The 21,648-nt window shown below is 57.1% G+C and carries 13 protein-coding genes; 9 read left to right on the top strand and 4 right to left on the bottom strand.

Going from position 1 to position 21,648, the window contains the following annotated elements:
• Positions 1-43 precede the first annotated feature (43 nt).
• Genes bcsG through bcsE form a run of 3 tightly spaced genes read right to left on the bottom strand, consistent with a single transcriptional unit; the run spans position 44 to position 3,430 of the window.
• Positions 44-1,708 carry a cellulose biosynthesis protein BcsG gene (gene bcsG, locus ACTJKZ_RS20700; protein ID WP_161734206.1) on the bottom strand — a complete coding sequence of 555 codons (1,665 nt, stop codon included), beginning with the start codon at positions 1,706-1,708 and terminating at the stop codon, positions 44-46.
• The gene (bcsF, locus tag ACTJKZ_RS20695; protein WP_098051885.1) at positions 1,698-1,895 is read right to left on the bottom strand and encodes a cellulose biosynthesis protein BcsF; all 198 of its coding nucleotides are present in this window, start codon (positions 1,893-1,895) and stop codon (positions 1,698-1,700) included. The genes bcsG and bcsF overlap by 11 nt, the downstream gene beginning before the upstream one ends.
• On the bottom strand, positions 1,892-3,430 hold the full coding sequence (bcsE, locus tag ACTJKZ_RS20690; RefSeq protein ID WP_161734208.1) for a cellulose biosynthesis protein BcsE: 1,539 nt from the start codon (positions 3,428-3,430) through the stop codon (positions 1,892-1,894). The genes bcsF and bcsE overlap by 4 nt, the downstream gene beginning before the upstream one ends.
• Positions 3,431-3,629: 199 nt before the next feature.
• Between bcsE and bcsR the strand changes: the two genes are divergently transcribed.
• From bcsR to ACTJKZ_RS20650, 8 genes are all read left to right on the top strand, one after another.
• A complete protein-coding gene (gene bcsR, locus ACTJKZ_RS20685; RefSeq protein WP_161734210.1) occupies positions 3,630-3,827 on the top strand; it encodes a cellulose biosynthesis protein BcsR in 198 nt (65 codons plus the stop codon).
• Positions 3,827-4,558, top strand: a complete 732-nt coding sequence (gene bcsQ, locus ACTJKZ_RS20680; protein ID WP_440830001.1) for a cellulose biosynthesis protein BcsQ — start codon at positions 3,827-3,829, stop codon at positions 4,556-4,558. Before bcsR ends, bcsQ begins: the two co-directional genes overlap by 1 nt.
• Positions 4,555-7,155, top strand: coding sequence for a UDP-forming cellulose synthase catalytic subunit (gene bcsA / locus ACTJKZ_RS20675; protein WP_253420641.1), 2,601 nt, complete (start codon positions 4,555-4,557; stop codon positions 7,153-7,155). Before bcsQ ends, bcsA begins: the two co-directional genes overlap by 4 nt.
• A 9-nt stretch (positions 7,156-7,164) precedes the next feature.
• A complete protein-coding gene (gene bcsB / locus ACTJKZ_RS20670; protein WP_260059598.1) occupies positions 7,165-9,453 on the top strand; it encodes a cellulose biosynthesis cyclic di-GMP-binding regulatory protein BcsB in 2,289 nt (762 codons plus the stop codon).
• On the top strand, positions 9,446-12,913 hold the full coding sequence (gene bcsC / locus ACTJKZ_RS20665; RefSeq protein ID WP_440830000.1) for a cellulose synthase complex outer membrane protein BcsC: 3,468 nt from the start codon (positions 9,446-9,448) through the stop codon (positions 12,911-12,913). Before bcsB ends, bcsC begins: the two co-directional genes overlap by 8 nt.
• 117 nt (positions 12,914-13,030) lie before the next feature.
• Complete coding sequence (gene hmsP / locus ACTJKZ_RS20660) at positions 13,031-15,037, top strand: biofilm formation regulator HmsP (protein ID WP_253420647.1); 2,007 nt, start codon at positions 13,031-13,033, stop codon at positions 15,035-15,037.
• A gap of 225 nt (positions 15,038-15,262) precedes the next feature.
• Entirely contained in the window at positions 15,263-16,552 is a 1,290-nt protein-coding gene (locus tag ACTJKZ_RS20655; protein WP_161733858.1) for a dicarboxylate/amino acid:cation symporter, read from the top strand.
• 246 nt (positions 16,553-16,798) lie between these two features.
• Complete coding sequence (locus tag ACTJKZ_RS20650) at positions 16,799-18,289, top strand: M16 family metallopeptidase (RefSeq protein ID WP_440829999.1); 1,491 nt, start codon at positions 16,799-16,801, stop codon at positions 18,287-18,289.
• 2 nt (positions 18,290-18,291) lie between these two features.
• Here the strand turns inward: ACTJKZ_RS20650 and ACTJKZ_RS20645 are convergent, their stop codons facing one another.
• Positions 18,292-19,164: an alpha/beta hydrolase gene (locus ACTJKZ_RS20645; protein WP_013359660.1), complete on the bottom strand. Its 873-nt coding sequence runs from the start codon at positions 19,162-19,164 to the stop codon at positions 18,292-18,294.
• A gap of 492 nt (positions 19,165-19,656) precedes the next feature.
• On the opposite strand from ACTJKZ_RS20645, the gene msbA reads away from it, so the two are divergent.
• On the top strand, positions 19,657-21,414 hold the full coding sequence (gene msbA, locus ACTJKZ_RS20640; protein WP_161733862.1) for a lipid A ABC transporter ATP-binding protein/permease MsbA: 1,758 nt from the start codon (positions 19,657-19,659) through the stop codon (positions 21,412-21,414).
• Positions 21,415-21,648: the final 234 nt, after the last annotated feature.

The following is a 21,648-nucleotide window of genomic DNA, read 5'->3' as shown; positions in this document are numbered from 1 at the left end:
GAGCCGCGCCTGACACATACTTCTGCTATCCGGCGGTAAGGCGTTACTGCGGATAGGGCACCCAGTCGCCGCCGTTGAGCCTGATCCAGGGCTTGCCCTGATACATCATCACCACCGCCCCGTCGTTTTCTGACACCACTGGCGTCTGCGGCAGCTTGTCGGTCAATACCGACATATTCACATTCGGCGCATTAAATACCTGCCCATCCACCACCCGCGACACAATTTCTGAGATCGCCAGCAGGCTGGTCGGTGCATCAATATTGAGAGGCTGACCCTGATGCGGGGCTTTCATGCCGACAAACTTAATCCCCACCGGCACATGCGTAATGGCAGGGCTGGGAATATCCCGCAGGCCTGACATCTGCATCTTATCACCCTGCAGTGCGGCACCATGCTCCGGTACGACCAGCACCATCACCCGACGGCCCGACTTCTCCAGCTGGGTGAGGAAGGCGTCGATTTGATCAAACAGCAGTTGAGCGCGCGGCTTCCATGGGGCGGTCTGGGTGCTGCCCAGCTCACGGGTGCCGTCGTGCAGCGGGATCAGGTTGTAGAAGGTGGCGCTGCGGGCATCGCTGCTCTTGCTGCGTTCGTCCAGCCAGCGCTGCATCAGCTGAGCATCGTTAAGCACCGGCGAGCCGTCGAATGAGGTCAGCTCCGGGGCAATGCCCGCCTGTGACATCAGCGGTGCCTGAATATCGCCGCCCTCGCGCAGTTCCTTGAGATAGTTACCGAACACACCAGTGTGATCCATCATCAGTTGCTCTTTAAAGCCCAGCTTCGCCAGATTATCGAACAGATAACAGCGTGAATCGGTGGGTTTGTAGAGTTCGCTGTGCGAAATCTGACCGCAACTGGCACGCAGCAGACGAATCCCCGCCGGTCCGCTGTAGCTGGTGGCGGAGTTATAGTTGGTCAGCATGATGTCGACGTGCTGCCACAGCGGATGATTACGCAGCTGGGCGGCATCCATGTCGGACCAGGCGAGTGAACAGATGTTGATCACCAGGATGTCGAACGGCTGCGAATCGGCTGGCAGGCTGTCAGGGAAATGGGTGTAGCGCTTGCGTTCATTCTCGTAAAAACGGCTGAGCCAGGCGGTCAGGCTGGCGCTGGTGGGCGCGGCTGACTGATCAAGCCCATCCGGCACGGCAGCGGCCTGGCTGGCAGCAGCCGGTGTCTGATTCAGCACCACCGGCGGGGTCGTCGCGCGGGTCGGCAGCAGCGACATCGCCGGACCCGCAATGGTCAGCACGTTGAGCCAGATCAGCATCAGCGAAACCAGCACGGTGATGCGAACCCACTGTGAAATAAACAGATAGAGCACCAGCAGAACAAACAGGGCACCCACCATTTGCCAGTTGATAAAACGGTCAGCCAGATCGAGCAGGTAAGCACCCGAGAAGCCCGCCAGCTGATCGCCCTGGCTGAGAATGCTGCTGAGTCCCGGTAGCCAGGTGTCATGCCAGAACAGCGCGAGGCCAACAGGGATCGAGACCCAATGGCGCAGGCGATGCAGGCGAACCGACGGCAGCGGGAAAAGCAGCCAGGCAAGAAACACCAGATTACTCAGGGCGTGAAAATTGAGGTAGCCGTACCACAGCAGGGCGAATTTGACTAAAAAGTAGAAGTTCCAGCCGCCCAGTCCGCGCCAGCAGGACCACAAACGGGAAGAGTGGGCCGCAGCGGGTTGATCATTTTTCATTAATTTTTGCATCCGTTTTTGGAGATTGACGCTGCCAGTGACCTTCAGACTTCAGCGCGCGAGCAGGCAACAGCCGATTCAGCAGGCCATTCCAGCGACGCGGCAGCCACTGGTGCCAGACCGGCTTTAAAATCAGCAAAATAACAACGACCAGCAGCGCAATCTGTACCCAATCCATCAGGTTCATCGGGATTCATTCTCCGGCAGTAAAGTGATGGGCAGGGGAGCTGAGCGTTCCTGCGCTTCGTGCCGGCGCTCGACGGCGACACGTGTTGTCTCTGATACCGGCGTCAGATCCTGAATCGCCATGGGCGTCAGTTTCTTAATATTGCTGACTTCCGCAAGGATCTGATTATCCTCGAACCAGACCATTCGGTTTGCAAACAGCTCGTCATGAGGCAATGAAAATATATATTTCAATGCTTTATCAAGATCGTTATAGCGGCAGGAGGAGAGAAACAGAATGACGCGATCTTCCAGTACCGTGACCAGGTCGCCAAAGCGGCGCGGCTTACAAAGTGTCAGAATCTGCTGCGGTTTAAGCTGTGGCACCGGCCGCAACGCCACCAGCAGGCCCTTATCATTTTCCGGCAGTAAAGTATTACTGATCAACTGGCTGACTGACTGGCAGAAGGCGTCAAGCCGCAGGTAGCCTTTTTCATGCAGAGGCTGCAACGACGCGGTTAACGCTTCAAGACTGGCGGGAACACGGCGGTTAAACACCTGTCCCTGAAGACCTTCAAGTGTGGTCAGAAACCGCGACATTGGCGCGTTGGTCGGCACAATAACGTTTACCCCGCAGGCCAGCAGCAGACGTTCGTCGCTGTAACGCAGGCTGGCACCCATCTCACGCACCACAATTTTCAGGCCGTTGCCGCGTCCGCGTCGCAGGCTGTGTACAAACTTCGCCAGTTCGTTGATAAGGTCGCTTCGGGTCAGGCTGAAAATAACCGTTGCGGCATTGGCCTGTTGAGCCCGTAACCAGACCTGCTCATTATCATCAAAGAGTTGCCACTGGCGTGAAAGTGGCGGTGCACCCTCAAGCACTATTTTGTCTGCAAGATAATGCTGCTCGTCATTAAGGCTCAGCGGTTCCTGATTTTCATTTAAAGTAAAGAAACGATCCGCTTCACAGCCCAGGCGTATTGCACGATCGGCCAGCAGGCGTTCTGCGGCATACCACCAGTTAATTCGATACTGCCAGCTATCCTGCTGAAAGCCCAAATGCGCCACGCCATCCAGCTGACGAAAATAACGCTGAAGATTATTACTCAGGTTTATTATAGTGGAACCGGAAGTCACGATTAAAAGCGTGAGTTTTCTTTTATGCAGCGTGTGGCGCATACCCTTTATCCACCGCGTTAATTCGGCGTCATCGAGCTTATCCCATTGCGCTGCACTGCTGTTAAATATCACCAGGCCGTTTTTACTGCCGAGCGTGCGCAGAAAATCACTTTCCAGCTGCAACAGACTCCGTTTGCTTTTGGGAAGAGAAAACAGCGGGATACGGTCAGGGCCGCCGACCGGGTCAGGCGTCAGTAAATCACGCGGCGGCTGATCAGCGCTGATGAGCGTGACGGCCTGCTGATGTGAAATCACCTGTCGAATAAAAGTGCGGGCGTCATCCTGCCGTGCACAAGTGACCCAATAACAGCCAGGGGTTTGCAATGCCGTTAATTCAGGCTGAACATGCAACAGCCCTAGCGAAAAAGAATTTTTCATATTGAATTCGTTATTTTTCCAGTCCAGGCTAGCTTATTATAGACAGGCCAGGATGTAACCTGAGAAATTTAAAGATTTCTGATGGCAGGCTGGCTCACAATGTTGTGCAAATGCCGCGTTTCTGGAAATTTTTTAATGCCCTTTTTACGCGCGGCCGGTCATTCTGAATCTGACATTGTTTTATTTTTGGCGAACAGTAATGAAAAACCAGAATCTTTATAACCCTGTCGCCACTGCTGGCGAGCGTCAGGATGATATTAGCGCTTTGCGTGACGCCTTTTCTTTGCACTCTTTTCGCTATGTCGATATTGCACGTGAAGAGCGCCTGAAAGAGATCGTGTCACGCTGGCCGCTGTTAGCGGAAACGCTCCCCAGCCAGCCTGAGCAACCTGACTGATGCCGCTGATAGCGCTTCAGGGCGTGCGGGGCGGCGTTGGCACAACCTCTCTTTGTGCAGGACTCGGCTGGGCGCTCGCGACCCTCGGCGAGCGGGTCTTACTGATCGACGGCTCGCCGGTCAGTCAGCTCGGCGTGCATTTTAATCTGCCCGCTCAGCAGGAGAGTGGCTGGATGCAGGCGCTGTGCGATGATGAGGCGTGGCAGCATGCCGCGCTTCGCTATCCCAATGGACCTGATTTGCTTCCTCATGGTGTGCTTTCTCATCAGCATGCGTTGACTATTGCCCACCAGAATGAGGCGGTGGCCGCGCCGCTGCTCCAGGCATTGCCGGACCTGCAGGCGCGCTATCAGTGGATTATTTTCGATTTGCCCGCCGATCCCCTGCCGTGGCACGAAACGCTCTATCCGGAACTGGACGGTGTACTGTGCGTCACTCAGCCAGACGCGAATTGTCATTTACGCCTGAGCCAGCGTCATTTTCCAGTGCATACCCGGTTTATTATCAATCAGTTTAATGCTAACAGTCGTCTGCAGCAGGACCTCCATCAGCTCTGGATGGCTTCGCTGACAGAGCTGATACCGCTGCTAATCCACCGCGATGAGGCGCTGGCTGAATCGCTGATGATGAAGCAGCCGGTCGGTGAATATCGGCCACATGCGTTAGTCAGCGAAGAGATCATCACGCTGGCAAACTGGCTGCTGCTCAATCTGAATGGGGTGAGGTCGTGAACCCGTTGCGCTGGCTGTTGACTGCTCCCGCCTGGCAATCGCTGCACAGCGGCTATACCACCGCGCGTGGCAACGGCGCTTCACGCTTCGCCAGTGCACTCCACCTGTTCTGGTCTGTTCTGGGGGTGATGCTGCTCCGTTTCGAAAGCCCGGCCTGGCAGCGTGTTATTCAGCAGCGTCGCCGACTTTATCCGCACATCTCACCAGAGCGTCCGCGTCCGCTGGATATTTTGCGTTTTCTGATTCAGACACTCTGGCTGATTGTGATCCGGCTACCGGGTGCGCGCGGGCGCGGCGGCGTTAATCGCCTGAGCGTGCTGACTGGCTGGCGGCACCACGGTTATCGCTGGCTGGATAATCTTGTCGCCCGCTCGCAAACCCAGGGCATTGATACGCGTCTTGAACAGCGGCTGAAGCGCCTGTCGCCGCTGATGCGACGCAGCCTTTTCATTGTTATTGCCCTCTTTGCCTCACTGCTGGCGTTGCTCTGTATCAGCCAGCCCTTTGGTCTCATGACCCAGTTTATTTTTGTCGTACTGCTCTGGGGCCTGGCAATGCTGGTACGGCGCATACCGGGGCGTTTCCCCACGATGATGCTGATCGTACTGTCGCTGACCGTATCGTGCCGCTACCTCTGGTGGCGCTATACCTCGACGCTGAACTGGGACGATCCACTGAGCCTGATCTTTGGTCTGCTGCTGATTGCAGCAGAGACCTACGCCTGGGTGGTGCTGGTGCTGGGCTATTTCCAGACACTCTGGCCGCTTAACCGTCAGCCAGTTTCTATGCCGGCGGACCGTTCGCAGTGGCCATCGGTGGACCTGCTGGTGCCGACCTATAACGAACCGCTCAGCGTTGTCAGACCGACGCTCTATGCTGCGCTGGGCATTGACTGGCCGAAAGATCGCCTGACTATCTATCTGCTCGACGACGGCAACCGACCGGAATTCCGCGAATTTGCCACCAGCATTGGCATTAACTATGTGGTGCGCCCCTCTAACGAACATGCCAAGGCGGGCAACATCAACCACGCGCTGAAAAAGTACTGCCGCAGCGACTTCGTCTCGATCTTTGACTGCGACCATGTGCCAACTCGCTCATTTTTACAGATGGCCATGGGCTGGTTTATCAAGGACCCCCGGCTGGCGATGCTGCAGACGCCGCATCACTTCTTTTCGCCCGATCCGTTTGAGCGCAATCTCGGGCGGTTTCGCCGTACGCCGAATGAGGGATCGCTGTTTTACGGGCTGGTGCAGGACGGTAATGATACCTGGGACGCCACCTTCTTCTGCGGCTCCTGCGCCATTCTGCGTCGTACCGCGCTGGAAGAGATTGGCGGTATTGCCGTAGAAACCGTGACTGAAGATGCTCATACCTCGCTGCGTCTGCATCGGCTTGGCTACACCTCAGCCTACATCCGCATTCCTCAGGCGGCCGGACTGGCAACCGAAAGCCTGTCAGCGCATATCGGACAGCGTATCCGCTGGGCACGCGGCATGGTGCAGATTTTCCGCCTGGATAATCCGCTGTTTGGTAAAGGGCTGAAGTGGGTGCAGCGGCTCTGTTATGCCAACGCCATGCTGCACTTTCTGTCCGGCATTCCAAGGCTGGTCTTCCTGCTGGCGCCGCTGGCATTTTTACTCTGCCATGCCTACATCATCTACGCGCCTGCGCTGGCGATCGCGATTTATGTTTTACCTCACATGCTGCATACCAGCCTCACCAACTCGCGTATCCAGGGGCGCTGGCGTCACTCTTTCTGGAGCGAAGTCTACGAGACGGTGCTGGCCTGGTATATCGCCCGCCCGACCACCGTAGCGCTGTTCAATCCCCACAAAGGCAAGTTTAACGTTACCGCCAAAGGCGGACTGGTCGAGGAGCAGCACCTGGACTGGGTGATCACCAAGCCCTATATGCTGCTGGTGCTGCTCAATCTGGCGGGTGTGCTGATGGCGTTCTGGCGCATACAGCATGGTCCGGCAAACGAGATACTGACGGTATGCGTAAGCCTGATTTGGGTGATCTACAACATGATTATTCTCGGTGGCGCGGTAGCGGTGTCGGTTGAAGCACGACAGATCCGCGAGGCGCATCGGGTAGAGATTGCCATGCCCGCTGCCATCGCACGCGAGGATGGTCATATGCTGCCCTGTACGCTGCGTGATTACTCTGACGGCGGCGTAGGGCTGGAAATGCGCGAACCGGATGCGCTGCGGGAAAATGAAAAAGTCTGGCTGCTGCTGCGTCGTGGACAGCAGGAGTTCAGTTTTCCGTGCCAGGTCCAGCGCGTCTTTGGCCGTCGGGCAGGTGTCCGTCTGCATCAGCTGACCACCCAGCAACATATTGATTTTATCCAGTGTACCTTCGCCCGTGCCGATACATGGGCACTGTGGCAGGACGGTTTTCCGGAGGATAAGCCGGTGCAGAGTCTGGCCGACATCATGATCCTCGGTTTTAAAGGTTATCTGCGCCTGGCGGAATATGGCCCGCCGCAGTTACGTCGGTTGTTTAACCTGCTTACCGCTGGGGTAAGCTGGCTGGCTTCGCTGTTGCCGCAAGGCATCGGACGCGTGCCCGCTTCAAAAAATCTGCATTGAGTTGATGATATGACAACAACAGGAATAAACAGGTGGGTCGCTGCACTGCTGCTGGGCTCGGCAACGCTGAACTGCGCAGTGGCGCAGGAGAGTGCGCCGATCATGGCCACAGGAGAAACGGCGGTGCAATCGTTGCCCCAGCAGCCTGCCGCGCCGCTGCGTAGCAGTCAGCTGAGCTTCGTTAAGCTGGCCCCGCCGCCGGGCAGCATGACGCTGAGCGGAACCCGCCCCAGCGGGCAGATCGAGTTCGGGGTGCGCAGTGATGAGGTGGTGACACGTGCGCTGCTTAATCTCAGCTACCGGCCGTCGCCTGCGCTGCTGCCCACGCTGTCGCAGCTGAAAGTCTATCTCAACGATGAGCTGGTGAGCCTGATCACCCTGACGCCGGAACAGCCTGGCAAACAGAATCAGGTGCAGCTGGCGATCGATCCCCGTTTTATCGCCGACTTTAACCGCGTGCGCTTTGAGCTGGTCGGTCACTACGCCAACATCTGTGAAAATCCGGCCAACAGCACCATCTGGCTCGATATCGGCAAAGAGAGCGGTCTGGATCTGACGCTACAAAAACTGCCGCTGAAAAACGACCTGTCTCATTTCCCGGAGCCCTTTCTTGATACGCGCGACACGCGGCCGCTGACCCTGCCGATGGTGTTTGCTGCCCGGCCAGACGTTAACCAGCAGCGTGCCGCTGCGATCCTGGCCTCCTGGTTCGGCAGCAAAGCGGCCTGGCGCGGACAGCATTTTCCGGTGCTCTACAATCAGTTGCCGCAACAGCAGCATGCGGTGGTGTTTGCCACCAACAATGCACGCCCGGATTTCCTGAAAAATTTGCCACCGGTGATGAAGCCGACCGTGGCGATGGTAAGCCAGCCTGACAGCCCCTATGAAAAGATGCTGCTGATCCTGGGACGCAACGACGACGATCTGCTGACGGCGGTGCAGGGGATTGCGCAGGGCGAGCTGCTGTTACGCGGCGACAGCGCGACCGTCGACCGCGTCACACTGCGGGCACCGCGTCAGCCCTATGATGCGCCAAACTGGGTACGCACCGATCGCCGCACCACTTTTGCTGAGCTGACGCAGTATGAAAACCAGCTGCAGTCTGACGGTCTGCAGCCCAACCCGATCAGTCTGACGCTGAACCTGCCGCCCGATCTCTTCCTGGTGCGCGCGCGCGGTATCGATATGGATCTGAGCTATCGCTACACCTCGCCTGTTCACCCGGATGGCTCACGACTGGCCGTTAACCTGAATAATCAGTTTATTCAGGACTACCCGCTGGTGCCGAAAAACACGGCCGGGCAGCAACTGCTGCATATTCCGCTGATTCAGGGAATGATGGACAAGAATCATGAGCTGCTGATCCCGGCGCTGCGGCTGGGCGTGGTTAACCAGCTGCGCTTTGATTTTGACTATGCCAATACCTTTATGGGGGGCACCGCCGACGGGCGTTGTGAAACCGTGACGCCGGTAGGACATCATGTGGTGGTGGACGACAATTCCAGCATCGACTTCTCTGGCTATCGCCACTACATCGAAATGCCCTCATTGCAGAGCTGGGCGAATGCTGGCTTCCCGTTCAGTCGCTACGCCGATCTGGCCCAGACGCTGGTGCTGGTCCAGTCCAACCCTGATGCACAGCAGGTGAGTACACTGCTGAATGCGCTGGGCAATATGGGCGCGCAGACCGGCTATCCGGCGCTGCGCGTGCAGCTTACCGATGACTGGAGTACGGCGAAAAAGCAGGATGCGGATCTGCTGATGATCGGCGATATTCCTAAAGATCTTCAGGATGACCGTCGGATCACGGCGCTGGTCGATGCCACCGCCAGCTGGCTGAAAACCCCGGCGCGCAAGGTTTCTCAGCCTGTTCAGCCGCTGAGTGAGGCTGAAAGAGCAGCGGAAAGTACCACAGCCATTGGTTCACGCGGCCCGCTGGCGACCGTGATCGGTTTCCAGTCGCCGTTTTACGATCAGCGCAGTGTGGTGGCACTGCTCGCCGATGGCAGTCCGCGCAGCTGGCAGCTGCTTGATGAGGCGCTGGATGACAGCGGCAAACGCCAGGCGATCTCAGGCTCCACGGCGATTATCCGTGAGTCTGGCGTCAACAGCCTGCGCGTTGGAGAGACCTACTTTGTTGGCCATCTGCCGTGGTGGGAACGTCTCTGGTCACTGCTCTCTTCACATCCCTTCTGGCTGGCACTCTGTGCATTCTTTGTGGTGGTGCTGTTCGCGCTGATGACATGGCGTCTGATGCGAATTATTACCCGTCGTCGTTTACTGGATGAAGATGAATAACGCTCAGTTATTGCGGACAGGCATGCTGCTCGGCGCGCTAAGTGCGCTGCCGGGAATGGCCGCGTCCGCTGACGGATCGGAAGTCTCACCGGTCGACTGGCTGCTGACCCAGGTCCGTACCGGCGAGTCGACCAACAAATACGATCTGGTACAGCAATCGCTCTATCGGCTTGAGAAAATCGATCCCGATAATCCCCAGGTGCTGGCGGCACGTCTGCGGCTGGCGCTGCATCAGGGTGATATCGCCAGCGCGCAATTGCTGCTGGCTCAACTGAAAAAGGTTGCACCTGATTCGGCAGAGACACGCGAATCCGCTGTCGGCCTGGTGCTGACCTCATCCGATGGACGACAGCAACTGCAGCAGGCGCGTCTGCTTGCCACCTCGGGGCGACTGACCGAGGCGAAAAGCGCTTATGATGCGCTGTTTAACGGCGTCTTCCCCGATCCCAATACCGCCCTGGAGTACTGGCGGCTGCTGGCACGTCTTCCCGGTCAGGAGGGCGTGGCTTATCAGCAGCTTCAGGCACTGGAACAGCGCTATCCGGGCAATATCGGGGTTGAGCTACAAATTGCGCGTATGGCGTTTAATCAGCAGCAGCCAGAAAAGGCGATAGCGCAGCTGAAAAAGCTGGCAAACAGCAATGGCGGGCGTACCGCTGCCGCCGACCTCTGGCTGCAGCAGATCACCGATCAGCCCATCAGCGACAGCAGCGTGGCACAGCTTAAAGCTTATCTGGCTGTTTTCACTGAGGGCGATGCGCACCAGCAGGGCGCAGAGGCGCTCGCGAAGCAGCAGACGACGCTGGCCGATCCCGCTTATCGGGAACGAATGCGGGCGCTGGCGCTGGTTGACGCAGGCGACGTGAATAACGCGATGACGACCCTTAACCGGGCGCTGAAAGCGAATCCCGACGATGCCGAATTAATGGGCGCAATGGGACAAACTCAGGCCCGCGCAGGTCATCGTGATGCCGCCATTCTCTGGCTGGAACGCGCCATTAAAGCGGGTCAGCAGAGCACGCTGATTGGTAAATGGCAGTCACTTTTGCAGAGCAATCGCTACTGGCTGGCGATTGAGCAGGGCGATAAAGCGCTGGCACAGCACGATATTGATGCTGCCGAAAAATACTATCGCGCGGCGCAAACGTATGACAGCAGCGACAGCTATGCCCTGATTGGTCTGGGTGATGTGGCGATGGCGCGCAAAGAGACGGCGGCGGCTGAACAGTTCTGGCAGCGCGCGCGACGGCTGGATGGCACCAATATCACCGCAGTGCGTCGGCTGGCGGGGCTGTATCAGACGGTGTCGCCTGCCCGCGAGATGGAATTTATCACTACCTTGCCCGCTGCACAGCAGCGTGCACTGGCCGATACAATCCGGACGCTGCGCAGCGACAGCCTGCGCGCGGAGGCGGATGCCCTGGCGCAGCAGGCGCGCTGGTCGCAGGCCGCAGAGAAATATCGCCAGGCGCGCGAGCTGGCACCGGATGACGTCTGGCTCAGTTACCGGCTGGCGGGTGCACTGCGTAACGGCGGAGCCGGACAGCAGGCGGATGCGGTAATGCGCGCACTGTTGCAGAAGCATCCCCAAAACGCCACCGCGCTTTATGCGACCGCACTCTGGTTCTCAGGCAACGATAACAATAGTGAGGCGATGGCTTCGCTGCATCGGCTGCCCGACGCGCAGTGGAGCAGCGATATGCGCGAGCTGGCTGACCGCCTGAAGCAGGATCAGATCTTTGACCAGGCTGAGGCGCTGCGCGTCGCCGGGCAGGAGCAGGCAGCGGTGACGCTGCTTAAGCAGCAGCCGGTTTCCAGCCAGCGCGACCTGCTACTGGCCGACTGGGCGCTGGAACGCGGTGAAGCGCAGCAGGCACTGGCGGATTATCAGCAGGTGCTGTCGCGCCAGCCGGATAACGGCGATGCGGCGCTGGGACGAATCGAAGCGCTGGTTGCCCTGCAGCGCAACAGCGAAGCCCGACAGGCGCTTGAGCAACAGCCGCCGGTACAGGCCAGCGTCAATGCGGATCGCCGTGCTGCGCTGGCGTGGCAGGCGGTGGGTGAAACCACACGGGCTGTCGCGCTATTTACCGATTTGAAACAGCGTGCTGCCGCGCTGCCGCCTTCGCAGGACAAGGCGCTGGTGTTTCGTGATGCGGCACGGCTGGAGGGTGCGCAGCAGCAGCCAGAACAGGCGCTGACAGACTATCGTCAGGCGATGACGGCCAGCGGTATCGATAGCCGTGGCAATATCAGCCGCGCAACCCGCAACGATCCTCAGGATGACTGGCTGAAGCGCAGCCTGCGCAGCGACACGGCCGATCTTTACCGTCAGCAGCAGACCACGCTGACGGTGCAGCAGGACTATTCTCGCAACAGTGGTACCGGCGGCATCTCCGATTTTACGGCGCACACCACCATGCTGCAGGCGGAACATCCGTTTGCCGATGGCCGGGGCTTTGTCCGTCTTGATCGGGTGGATGTCTCCGCAGGCACCTTTACCACCCAAAACGGCAGCATCGACGCCCTGTTTGGCAGCTGTGACGACGCCAGTTCGGGCGGCTGCAGTCGCCAGACCCGCCAGCGCGATGAGGGTACGGCGCTGGCCGCTGGCTGGCATAACGCGACCTGGTCGGCTGACCTCGGTACCACGCCGCTGGGTTTTGAAGTCACTAACTGGACCGGCGGGCTGAGCTGGAAAACCGATGTGAAACAGCTCGGCGTCACACTCACTGCCTCACGCAGGCCGATAGCCAGTTCGCTGCTCTCCTATGCCGGGACGCGCGATCCTGCAGCCAACGGGGGCAAAAGCTGGGGTGGCGTGGTGGCCACGGGCGGCAGCATCGGGCTGAGTTACGATCAGGGCGGCGCGCATGGCGTCTGGGGTGATATCAGCGCGCATCAGATCACCGGTAAAAATGTTGCCGATAACAGCCGTGAGCGCCTGATGGGCGGCTATTACTACAAGCTCATCAACAGCGACAACCGCCGTGCAACCGTCGGGCTGAACAGCATGCTCTGGCACTATCAGAAGGATCTCAGTGATTACACCTTCGGCCAGGGCGGCTACTACAGTCCGCAGCAGTATCTCTCCTTTTCCGTGCCGGTGACCTGGCGGCAGCGGACAGAGAACTGGTCGTTTGATCTGGGCGGCTCCGTCTCCTGGTCACATTCGAAAACCAGTGCGCAGCAGCGTTATCCGGTTAATCCGGGCTATACCCTTGCCAGTAATCCGTCTTCTGCCAGCAGTTCCGGCGGCGGTACGGGCTATACGCTGCAGGCAGTCATTGAGCGACGGCTGACGTCGAACTGGTTTATTGGTGCGGGTGTCGATATTCAGCAGGCGAAGGATTACACCCCGAGTCATGGTCTGCTCTATGTGCGCTATGCTGCCGGCGGCTGGGAAGGCGATCTCGATATGCCGCCACAGTCGCTGATCCCTTACGCAGATTTTAAATAACACGGAACGGGAAAAAGCAGGACTTTTCAGACGGTAAAAAAGTCAGTTTTTGGGATATACTGGCGGGCATTGTCCTGTCTGCTATCTGGGCTTTTTTCATCGTCGGGAGAGAATTTTTTGCGCGTAAGCCGGTCACTTACGATAAAGCAGATGGCGACAGTTTCGCTGGTTGCGGTTATCACCATCAGTATCTTTATCGTCATCCAACTGTTTCATTTTGTGCAGCAGCGCAGGATTGACTACGCCCAGCAGATGGAGAATATCGCGCACACCGTCCGCCAGCCGCTGTCGGAAGCGGTGCTGCGTGCCGATATTTCTCAGGCCGAACGCATTCTTCATTCACTGAAGCCTGCCGGTATTTTATCGCGCGCCGACGTGGTGCTGCCTAATGCGTTTCAGGCCCTGCATGCCGACTTTGAGACGGAAAAACCGGTGCCGCTTCTGGTGGCCCGCTTGTTTGAGCTGCCGGTGCAGATTACCCTGCCGCTCTATTCGGTCGAAAATACCGGGATGCCGAAGCCGCTGGCCTATCTGGTGTTGCAGGCTAATTCGACGCGCGTCTACCAGTTTATCCTCAGCACGCTCTCAACCATGATCATCACCTATCTGCTGCTGGCGCTGATCCTCTCCGTGGCGATCAGCTGGTGCATCAACCGGCTGGTGGTGCATCCGCTGCGCAATCTCTCACGCGAGCTGCAGGAGTTGCCACCGCAGTCGATTCTGACGCATAAACTGACCCTGCCGCAGAGCCATCGCGATGACGAAATCGGCATGCTGATCCGCAGCTACAACCGTAATCAGCAGGTGCTGGAGTCGATTCATGACGAGATGAGTCGGCTGACCACCCATTTTGCCGTCACCGATCTGCCTAACCGTACGCTGTTTCTTGCGCTGGTCGAACAGTTCATGTGTAACCCTGAACAGCCTCTGGGTCTGATGGTGATCCGCATTGAAACGCTGCAGGAAGCCAATGGCGTCCTGCGCGATGAGCAGCGCGATACGCTGATGCTGACGCTGGTGGAGAAAATCCGGCATACGCTGGATGACCATACCCTGCTGGCACAGACCGGTGTCAGCGACTTCGTGCTGTTAATGAAGCGCGCCAGTAATCCGTTTCGTGCGCTGCGCCTGGCGCGCAACCTGATGATTCGCCTGAATCAGCCGGTCAACCTGCATCAGCTGCAGCTGCGTCCTAACGTCAGCATCGGTCTGGCGCTGCGCGACGACAAGCCGATGAGCGCTAACGAGCTGCTTGACCGCGCGACCTCGGCGATGATGTCGGCCCGTCATCAGGGCAAAAATCAGATCCTGTTCTTTGACGCCGCGCTGACCGAGCGCGCTCAGAAGCGTCTGACACAGGAGCATGACATTCTGCAGGGGCTGCACGATGAGCAATTCGCCCTCTACCTGCAACCCCAGGTGGATATGCGCACCGGTACGTTAACCGGCGCAGAAGCGCTGCTGCGTATGCGCCAGCCTGATGGCAGTTACGGTCTGACCGAAGAGTTTATTGCCAGTGCTGAAGAGATTGGTGTGATTAGCGCGATTGGCCGCTGGGTGTTTGAAGAGGCGTGCCGCATTCTGGCTGGCTGGCAGCGACAGGGTATTATGCTGCCGCTGAGTGTGAATATTTCCGCAGTGCAACTGCGGGATACCGGTGTAGTTTCTCATCTGCAATCCCTGCTGGCGCGCCACCGTATCGCACCAGGCACTCTGGTGCTGGAAGTGACAGAAACGGCTCAGCTTGACGATGCGGAACAGGCGATGTCGATGCTGCGGATGTTGCAGCAGACCGGCGTGGCGGTGGCGCTGGATGATTTCGGTATGGGCTATTCTAACCTGAACTATCTCCATCAGCTGAAAGCGTTGCCGGTTAACAAACTGAAGATGGATCGCAGCTTTGTGGCGGCACTGCCGCATGACGACACCATGGTCCGCATCGTGGCGGCTATCGCCGAAATTATCCATCTGGAGGTGATTGCCGAAGGTGTGGAAACGGCGGAGCAGCGCGACTGGCTGCTGGCGCGCGGCATCGCTATCGGTCAGGGCTACCTCTATGCGGAAGCGCTGCCGGTGAGCCGCTTCAACCAGACCTGGATCGAAAAATCCTCACTGCCGCAATAATTGCCTGATTCATTGATTTTGCGAGAATTTTAGTTACAAAACCCCTTGCTGAAGCGTTTCAGTTCAGAATTACGATCCCAGGGTTTCCTGGGCGTTTGTCACCCTGTATTAATCACGTAAACAGAGTGTTATTTTCGGGTTACTGTCAGGCGCCACCTCTGTTGCCCGCCAGTCACAATAACGAATCCGACAACATCACCTCACGGCGTTAGTGGACACCTGTTTATGAAAACCTCACTTTTTAAAAGCCTTTATTTCCAGGTGCTGATGGCGATTGGCATCGGCGTTTTGTTAGGCCATTTTTACCCGGAGTTAGGGACCCAGATGAAGCCGCTGGGAGATGGCTTTGTTAAATTAATCAAGATGATTATCGCCCCGGTGATTTTCTGTACCGTGGTGACCGGCATCGCTGGCATGGAAAGCATGAAAGCGGTAGGGCGTACCGGCGCAGTTGCACTGCTCTATTTTGAAATTGTCAGCACCATCGCGCTGATTATCGGCCTGATCGTGGTAAACGTCGTGCAGCCAGGTGCCGGGATGAACGTTGATCCTGCCACGCTGGATGCCAAAGCCGTGGCGATGTACGCCCAGCAGGCAGAACAGCAGGGCATCGTCCCCTTCCTGCTGGATATTATTCCTAACAGCGTGATTGGCGCCTTTGCCAGCGGCAACATTCTGCAGGTATTGCTGTTCGCCATTCTGTTTGGTTTCGCCCTGCATCGCCTGGGTAACACCGGCACGCTGATTTTCAACGTGATTGAAAATTTCTCAAAAGTCATTTTCGGCATCATTAACATGATCATGCGTCTGGCACCGATAGGGGCATTTGGCGCAATGGCGTTCACTATCGGTAAGTATGGCGTGGGATCACTGGTGCAGCTCGGCCAGCTGATCATCTGCTTCTATATCACCTGTGTTCTGTTTGTGGTGATCGTGCTGGGGCTGATTGCGCGTCTGTTTGCCGGATTCAGCATCTTTAAGTTCATCGCCTATATCAAAGAAGAGCTGCTGATTGTGCTGGGGACCTCCTCTTCCGAGTCTGCACTGCCGCGCATGCTGGATAAGATGGAGAAACTGGGCTGTAAGAAATCAGTGGTCGGGCTGGTGATCCCCACCGGTTACTCCTTTAACCTCGACGGCACCTCGATTTACCTGACCATGGCGGCGGTGTTCATCGCTCAGGCGACCAATGCCCACATGGATATCTTCCATCAGATTACGCTGCTGGTGGTGCTGCTGCTCTCCTCGAAAGGCGCAGCGGGGGTAACCGGAAGCGGATTTATCGTACTGGCGGCGACGCTCTCTGCGGTAGGACATCTGCCGGTGGCGGGTCTGGCGCTGATACTCGGTATTGACCGCTTTATGTCTGAAGCCCGTGCGCTGACTAACCTGATCGGTAACGGAGTGGCGACCGTGGTGGTCGCGAAGTGGGTCGATCAGCTGGATCATAAACAGCTGGCCGACACGCTGGCAGGCCGTAATAAGGAGAATAAAGCGTCTGAATCTTCAATTTAATCATTGAATTTCACTTAAATCCCCACAAATGCCCGCTGTCGCTTGCCCTGACAGCGGGCATTTGCATAATGAACCCCACTTGTTTTTTTTGACGTTTTTCACTTCGTTGCGCGACATCCTGAGCTTCCTGTGGTCAAACACTCTGTTGTTGGATAACAGCGCGAATCGGCGTCAGCCGGTTCGTTAATAACAGCGGCAATATGCGCCAGTGATAATGATATTTGAATTATTTGAGTAGGGGTTCACATGCAGGGCACCAGAATTCGGCTTTTGGTTGGTGGATTAGTGCTGGCAGGCAGCTTTGGTCTCCAGGCCGAAACGCTGCAACCGGATCCGGCCTGGCAGGAAGGCAAGCTGGATAATGGATTTAACTGGCAGTTACTGGCCACACCGCAACGGCCCAGCGACCGCATTGAACTGCGTCTGGTGGTGAATACCGGTTCGCTGGTGGAGAGTGCGCAACAGACCGGCTTCAGTCATCTGCTGCCACGCCTGGCGATGGTGCATAACACTGCACTCGATAATCATCAGCAGCGTGCGCTATGGCAACAGGCGATGGATCCTCAGCATCCGCTGCCGCCCGTCATCATCTCCTATGATTCCACCCAATATAATCTGAGCCTGCCGAATAACCGCCCTGAGCTGCTGAAAGAAGCGCTGAACTGGCTGGCGGCCACGGCGGGCAATATGGCGATCACTGAAGAGGTGGTTAACACCGCGCTGGCCGCCTCCGATCCGGTGGCGACCTGGCCGAAAGATCCGCAGGATGTCTGGTGGCGCTACCGCCTGAAAGGCTCCGCGCTGCTGGCGCACGATCCCGCTACACAACCCCGTGCGCCGGTGGATTTAACCCAGCTCAGCGATTTTTATCATCAGTGGTACACCCCGGACGCGATGACGCTCTACGTGGTAGGCAACGTTGACAGCCGTAACCTCTCTGAACAGATCAACAAAACCTTTTCGGCGTTAACCGGCAAACGTGAAACCCCTGCGCCACTGCCGACGCTGTCACCGCTGCCACATGAGCCGGTGAATCTGGTCAGCAGCAACATGACGCAGGATCGTCTGTCGCTGGTGTGGGATACGCCATGGCAACCGATTCGTGACTCCCAGAATCTGCAGCGTTACTGGCAGAGCGACCTGGCCCGTGAAGCGCTGTTCTGGCACGTTCAGCGTGCACTCAGCGACAGTAAGGCGCAGGGCATCCAGGTCGGATTCGACTGCCGGGTGCTCTATCAGCGGGCGCAGTGTTCCATCAACATGGATGGGCGCAATGACAATCTGGCGCAGAATATGAATCTGGTGGCACGTGAGCTGGCGAACGTGCGTGATAAAGGCATACCGCAGGAGGAGTTTGATGCGCTGATGGCGCAGAAGCTGCTGGAGCTGAACAAGCTGTTTACCACTTATGCCCGCACCGATACGGATGTGCTGATGAGCCAGCGCCTGCGCTCGCAGCAGAACGCCGTGGTCGATATCGCGCCAGAGCAGTATCAGAAGCTGCGTCAGACTTTCCTGGCCGGCCTGACCCGCGAACAGCTGAACCAGGAGCTGCGTCAGCAGCTGACGCAGGAGCTGATGATGGTTCTGATTCAGCCGGAAGGCGAAGCGGAAACCAACGTGAAGAGCCTGCAAAACAGCTGGGACAAAGTGATGTCACCGCCAGCGGCACCGGCGACCAGCAATGAAGCCAGTCCGCCGGATAGCAACGTCAAAGACGCTCCGCCCGCCGCGTAACGTCAGGTTTTTGCCCTGAGCCACTCGGTCACTAACATCGGCCAGCTGGCGAGGGGCAAATCTGCCACGCCACGGATACCAAATCCGTGCCCGCCTTTCTGATAGAAATGCACCTCTGCCGGAACCTTATGCTCACGCAGCGCGCCGAAAAACGCCATGCTGTGATTCACTGAGACATCGTCATCGTCGGCGGCGTGGATTAACAGCGTCGGCGGCACCAGCGGATGAACCCGGGTTTCCATTGAATAGGCTTCAATCGTTTTCTGATCGGGCCATGCACCCAGCAGGCGGGTTCTGGCACCTTCGTGGGCGATGCCGTCACGCATACTGATCAGGGGATAGACCAGTACCATCGCATCCGGACGCGGCGAGAAGTTTTCAGCGCCATCCTGCACTGGATAGAGTTTCTCTGCGAAACGCGTTCCCAGGCTGGCCGCCACGTGGCCACCCGCCGAAAAGCCCATCATCACAATGTATTTACCGTTCAGGCCGCGCTGTGCCCGATCACGCAGGACGCGAACCGCACGCTGCGCATCGGCCAGCGGCGCATCGGGACCTTCGTGATGCCCGTCGTAGGGCAGGCGATAGGTCATGACTGCCAGGGTGTAGCCCATTGAAGTAAAGAAGGTTGCCAGCGCGCTGCCTTCACGATCGATCATGACACGCTGATAGCCACCGCCCGGTGCGACCAGCAGGGTAATGCCATTGGATTCGACCGGATGCCAGATCGCCATCTCCGGGCAACGCACGCCGGTAGCGGCGCGATCGTAAGGCTCATACTCTTTTGCCATATCGACAATCTGCGGCTCGGCGCGCGAGTCGCTGGCGCCTGGTGCATCACCGTGTGGCCAGATATTAATAATTTCTGTGTGCATAAATAGATCCTGATGCGGGGAATATTTTAATTGTTTTGTTCGCGGCCGGAGAGAACAGCGTCCTGCTGTCTTTTGATTAAAAGATGGTCTTTTTTCAGGCGGTCGTCCATCCGAAAAGGGCGAATCTGACCAGATTAGGACTATGCCTGGAGAGCGATTTGTTTGCGTAACTGATTAATATTAATCAATAAATTATAAGAGAGATTAAAGAGGATTGCCGAAGAGTGTCTGTTATTAACCACTAATTTTCAGCTTAAGGTAAATAACTGGCACGGGCCACTTTGTTAGACGCAATTTACCGGATATCACGCTGTTTGCTGTTAAGGCGACATAATGCTTTTCGTGCCAGAGTGATCCCCGTCTCAATGCTAAGATTAATGTGCCAGTCTCATTTGGGAATGGTCAGCATTATTTACCACGCGGCAGTTTCCTGTTGGTTGATGCGGTTTAACATAACATCCTCCGTCTGTTCACAACGGTAAGAGGCATGTCATGCTTGATACCAATCTCTCTACCAGACAAACCTTTGGTCGCCTGTGGCCGATGATTTCTCCCTTCAGACTGGGGCTATTGGTCGCGGGTGTTGCCCTGATCGTCAACGCCGCCATAGACCCGTTTATGCTGACGTTACTGAAGACGCTGCTGGACGATGTCATTGGCCAGAAAAATCCCGGCATTCTGGTCTGGATGCCGCTGGTGATTATCGGGCTGATCCTGATCCGCGGTGTCAGCGGCTATCTCTCCAGTTACTGTATCTCGTGGGTGTCAGGCAAAGTGGTGATGGCCCTGCGTTGTCGCCTGTTCAGCCATATGATGGGCATGCCGGTGGCATTTTTTGATCAGCAATCAACCGGTACGCTGCTCTCCCGTATCAGCTACGATTGTGAGCAGGTCGCCTCTTCCTCTTCTGGTTCACTGGTGACGGTAGTGCGTGAAGGGGCCTCTATTCTTGGCCTGTTTGTGATGATGTTTTACTACAGCTGGCAACTTTCGCTGATCCTTCTGGTGCTGGCACCTATTGTGTCGCTGGCAATTCGTATCGTCTCCAGGCGCTTTCGCCGCATCAGCAAAAATATGCAGAACACCATGGGGCAGGTGACTTCTCATGCCGAGCAGATGCTGAAAGGGCATAAAGAGGTGCTGATGTTTGGCGGCCAGCAGGTTGAGTCCGACCGCTTCGGACAGGTCAGCAACAACATGCGTCGCCAGGGAATGAAAATGGTCTCGGCGACCTCACTCTCCGATCCGATTATTCAGCTGCTCGCCTCCTCGGCACTCGCCTTTGTGCTCTATGCGGCCAGTTTCCCCTCGGTGATGGCCACGCTGACCGCAGGCTCTATCAGTGCGGTTTTTTCCGCCATGCTGATGCTGATGCGTCCGTTAAAGTCGCTGACCAACGTCAATGCCCAGTTCCAGCGCGGCATGGCGGCCTGTCAGACGCTGTTTGCGATTCTGGATATGGAACAGGAGAAAGATGAAGGGACACGCGTGGTTAAGCGCGCCACCGGCAACATTGAATTTCGGGATGTTACCTTTACCTATCCGGTCGCGGAAACACCGGCGCTGCAGCAGATCAATCTGACCATTCCTGCCGGTAAAACCGTGGCGCTGGTCGGCCGTTCCGGTTCAGGGAAATCGACCCTTGCCAGCCTGCTGACGCGCTTTTACGACATCGACAGCGGCGAAATTTTGCTGGATGGCCATGACCTGCGTGATTATACCCTGGCCTCGCTGCGCGAGCAGGTGGCGCTGGTCTCTCAGCATGTTCACCTGTTCAATGACACGGTTGCCAACAATATTGCCTATGCCCGTACCGATGTCTTCAGCCGCGAGGAAATAGAAAAGGCGGCAGAGATGGCCCATGCCATGGAATTCGTTAATAAAATGGATAACGGACTGGATACGGTGATTGGAGAAAACGGCGTGCTGCTGTCGGGTGGACAGCGGCAGCGCATCGCCATTGCCCGCGCCCTGTTGCGAGACAGCCCGATTCTGATCCTCGACGAAGCGACCTCAGCTCTGGACACCGAGTCTGAACGCGCGATTCAGTCTGCGCTGGAGACGCTGCAGCAGAACCGGACCACGCTGATCATCGCTCACCGTCTCTCGACCATTGAAAAGGCTGATGAAATTCTGCTGGTAGATGAGGGTGAAATTGTGGAGCGCGGCTCGCATCAGCAGTTGCTGCAACAGAACGGCGCATATGCGCGGCTCTATCAGATGCAGTTCAGTCAGCCGCTTTGTGCGTAAGAGTTGTTTGTGCCAAATCACTGCCTGAAAGGCAAATCAGAGTGAATCCAGCAGCAATAAATCAGCTCAACGCGCAGGGAGCCGGGTCAGAAGAGGAAAGCGTCCCGCGCAAGACAAAAACGCCGGGAGCGTTTTTGAACAACGCAACGCGTTGGCCCGGGTACGGGCGCACCTCAGGGATGAGGTGCGTACTAAAAACGCCGGGAGCGTTTTTGAACAACGCAACGCGTTGGC

The sequence above is a fragment of the Pantoea sp. 22096 genome, assembly GCF_052045955.1.
In the GTDB taxonomy this organism is placed as follows: domain Bacteria; phylum Pseudomonadota; class Gammaproteobacteria; order Enterobacterales; family Enterobacteriaceae; genus Pantoea; species Pantoea alfalfae.
This window is presented reverse-complemented; position numbering and strand designations above follow the sequence as displayed.

Coding starts and splice junctions, on each gene's coding strand:
- bcsG (WP_161734206.1), bottom strand. CDS start 1,708: ATGAAAAATGATCAACCCGCTGCGGCCCACTCTTCCCGTTTGTGGTCC.
- bcsF (WP_098051885.1), bottom strand. CDS start 1,895: ATGAACCTGATGGATTGGGTACAGATTGCGCTGCTGGTCGTTGTTATT.
- bcsE (WP_161734208.1), bottom strand. CDS start 3,430: ATGAAAAATTCTTTTTCGCTAGGGCTGTTGCATGTTCAGCCTGAATTA.
- bcsR (WP_161734210.1), top strand. CDS start 3,630: ATGAAAAACCAGAATCTTTATAACCCTGTCGCCACTGCTGGCGAGCGT.
- bcsQ (WP_440830001.1), top strand. CDS start 3,827: ATGCCGCTGATAGCGCTTCAGGGCGTGCGGGGCGGCGTTGGCACAACC.
- bcsB (WP_260059598.1), top strand. CDS start 7,165: ATGACAACAACAGGAATAAACAGGTGGGTCGCTGCACTGCTGCTGGGC.
- bcsC (WP_440830000.1), top strand. CDS start 9,446: ATGAATAACGCTCAGTTATTGCGGACAGGCATGCTGCTCGGCGCGCTA.
- ACTJKZ_RS20655 (WP_161733858.1), top strand. CDS start 15,263: ATGAAAACCTCACTTTTTAAAAGCCTTTATTTCCAGGTGCTGATGGCG.
- ACTJKZ_RS20650 (WP_440829999.1), top strand. CDS start 16,799: ATGCAGGGCACCAGAATTCGGCTTTTGGTTGGTGGATTAGTGCTGGCA.
- ACTJKZ_RS20645 (WP_013359660.1), bottom strand. CDS start 19,164: ATGCACACAGAAATTATTAATATCTGGCCACACGGTGATGCACCAGGC.
- msbA (WP_161733862.1), top strand. CDS start 19,657: ATGCTTGATACCAATCTCTCTACCAGACAAACCTTTGGTCGCCTGTGG.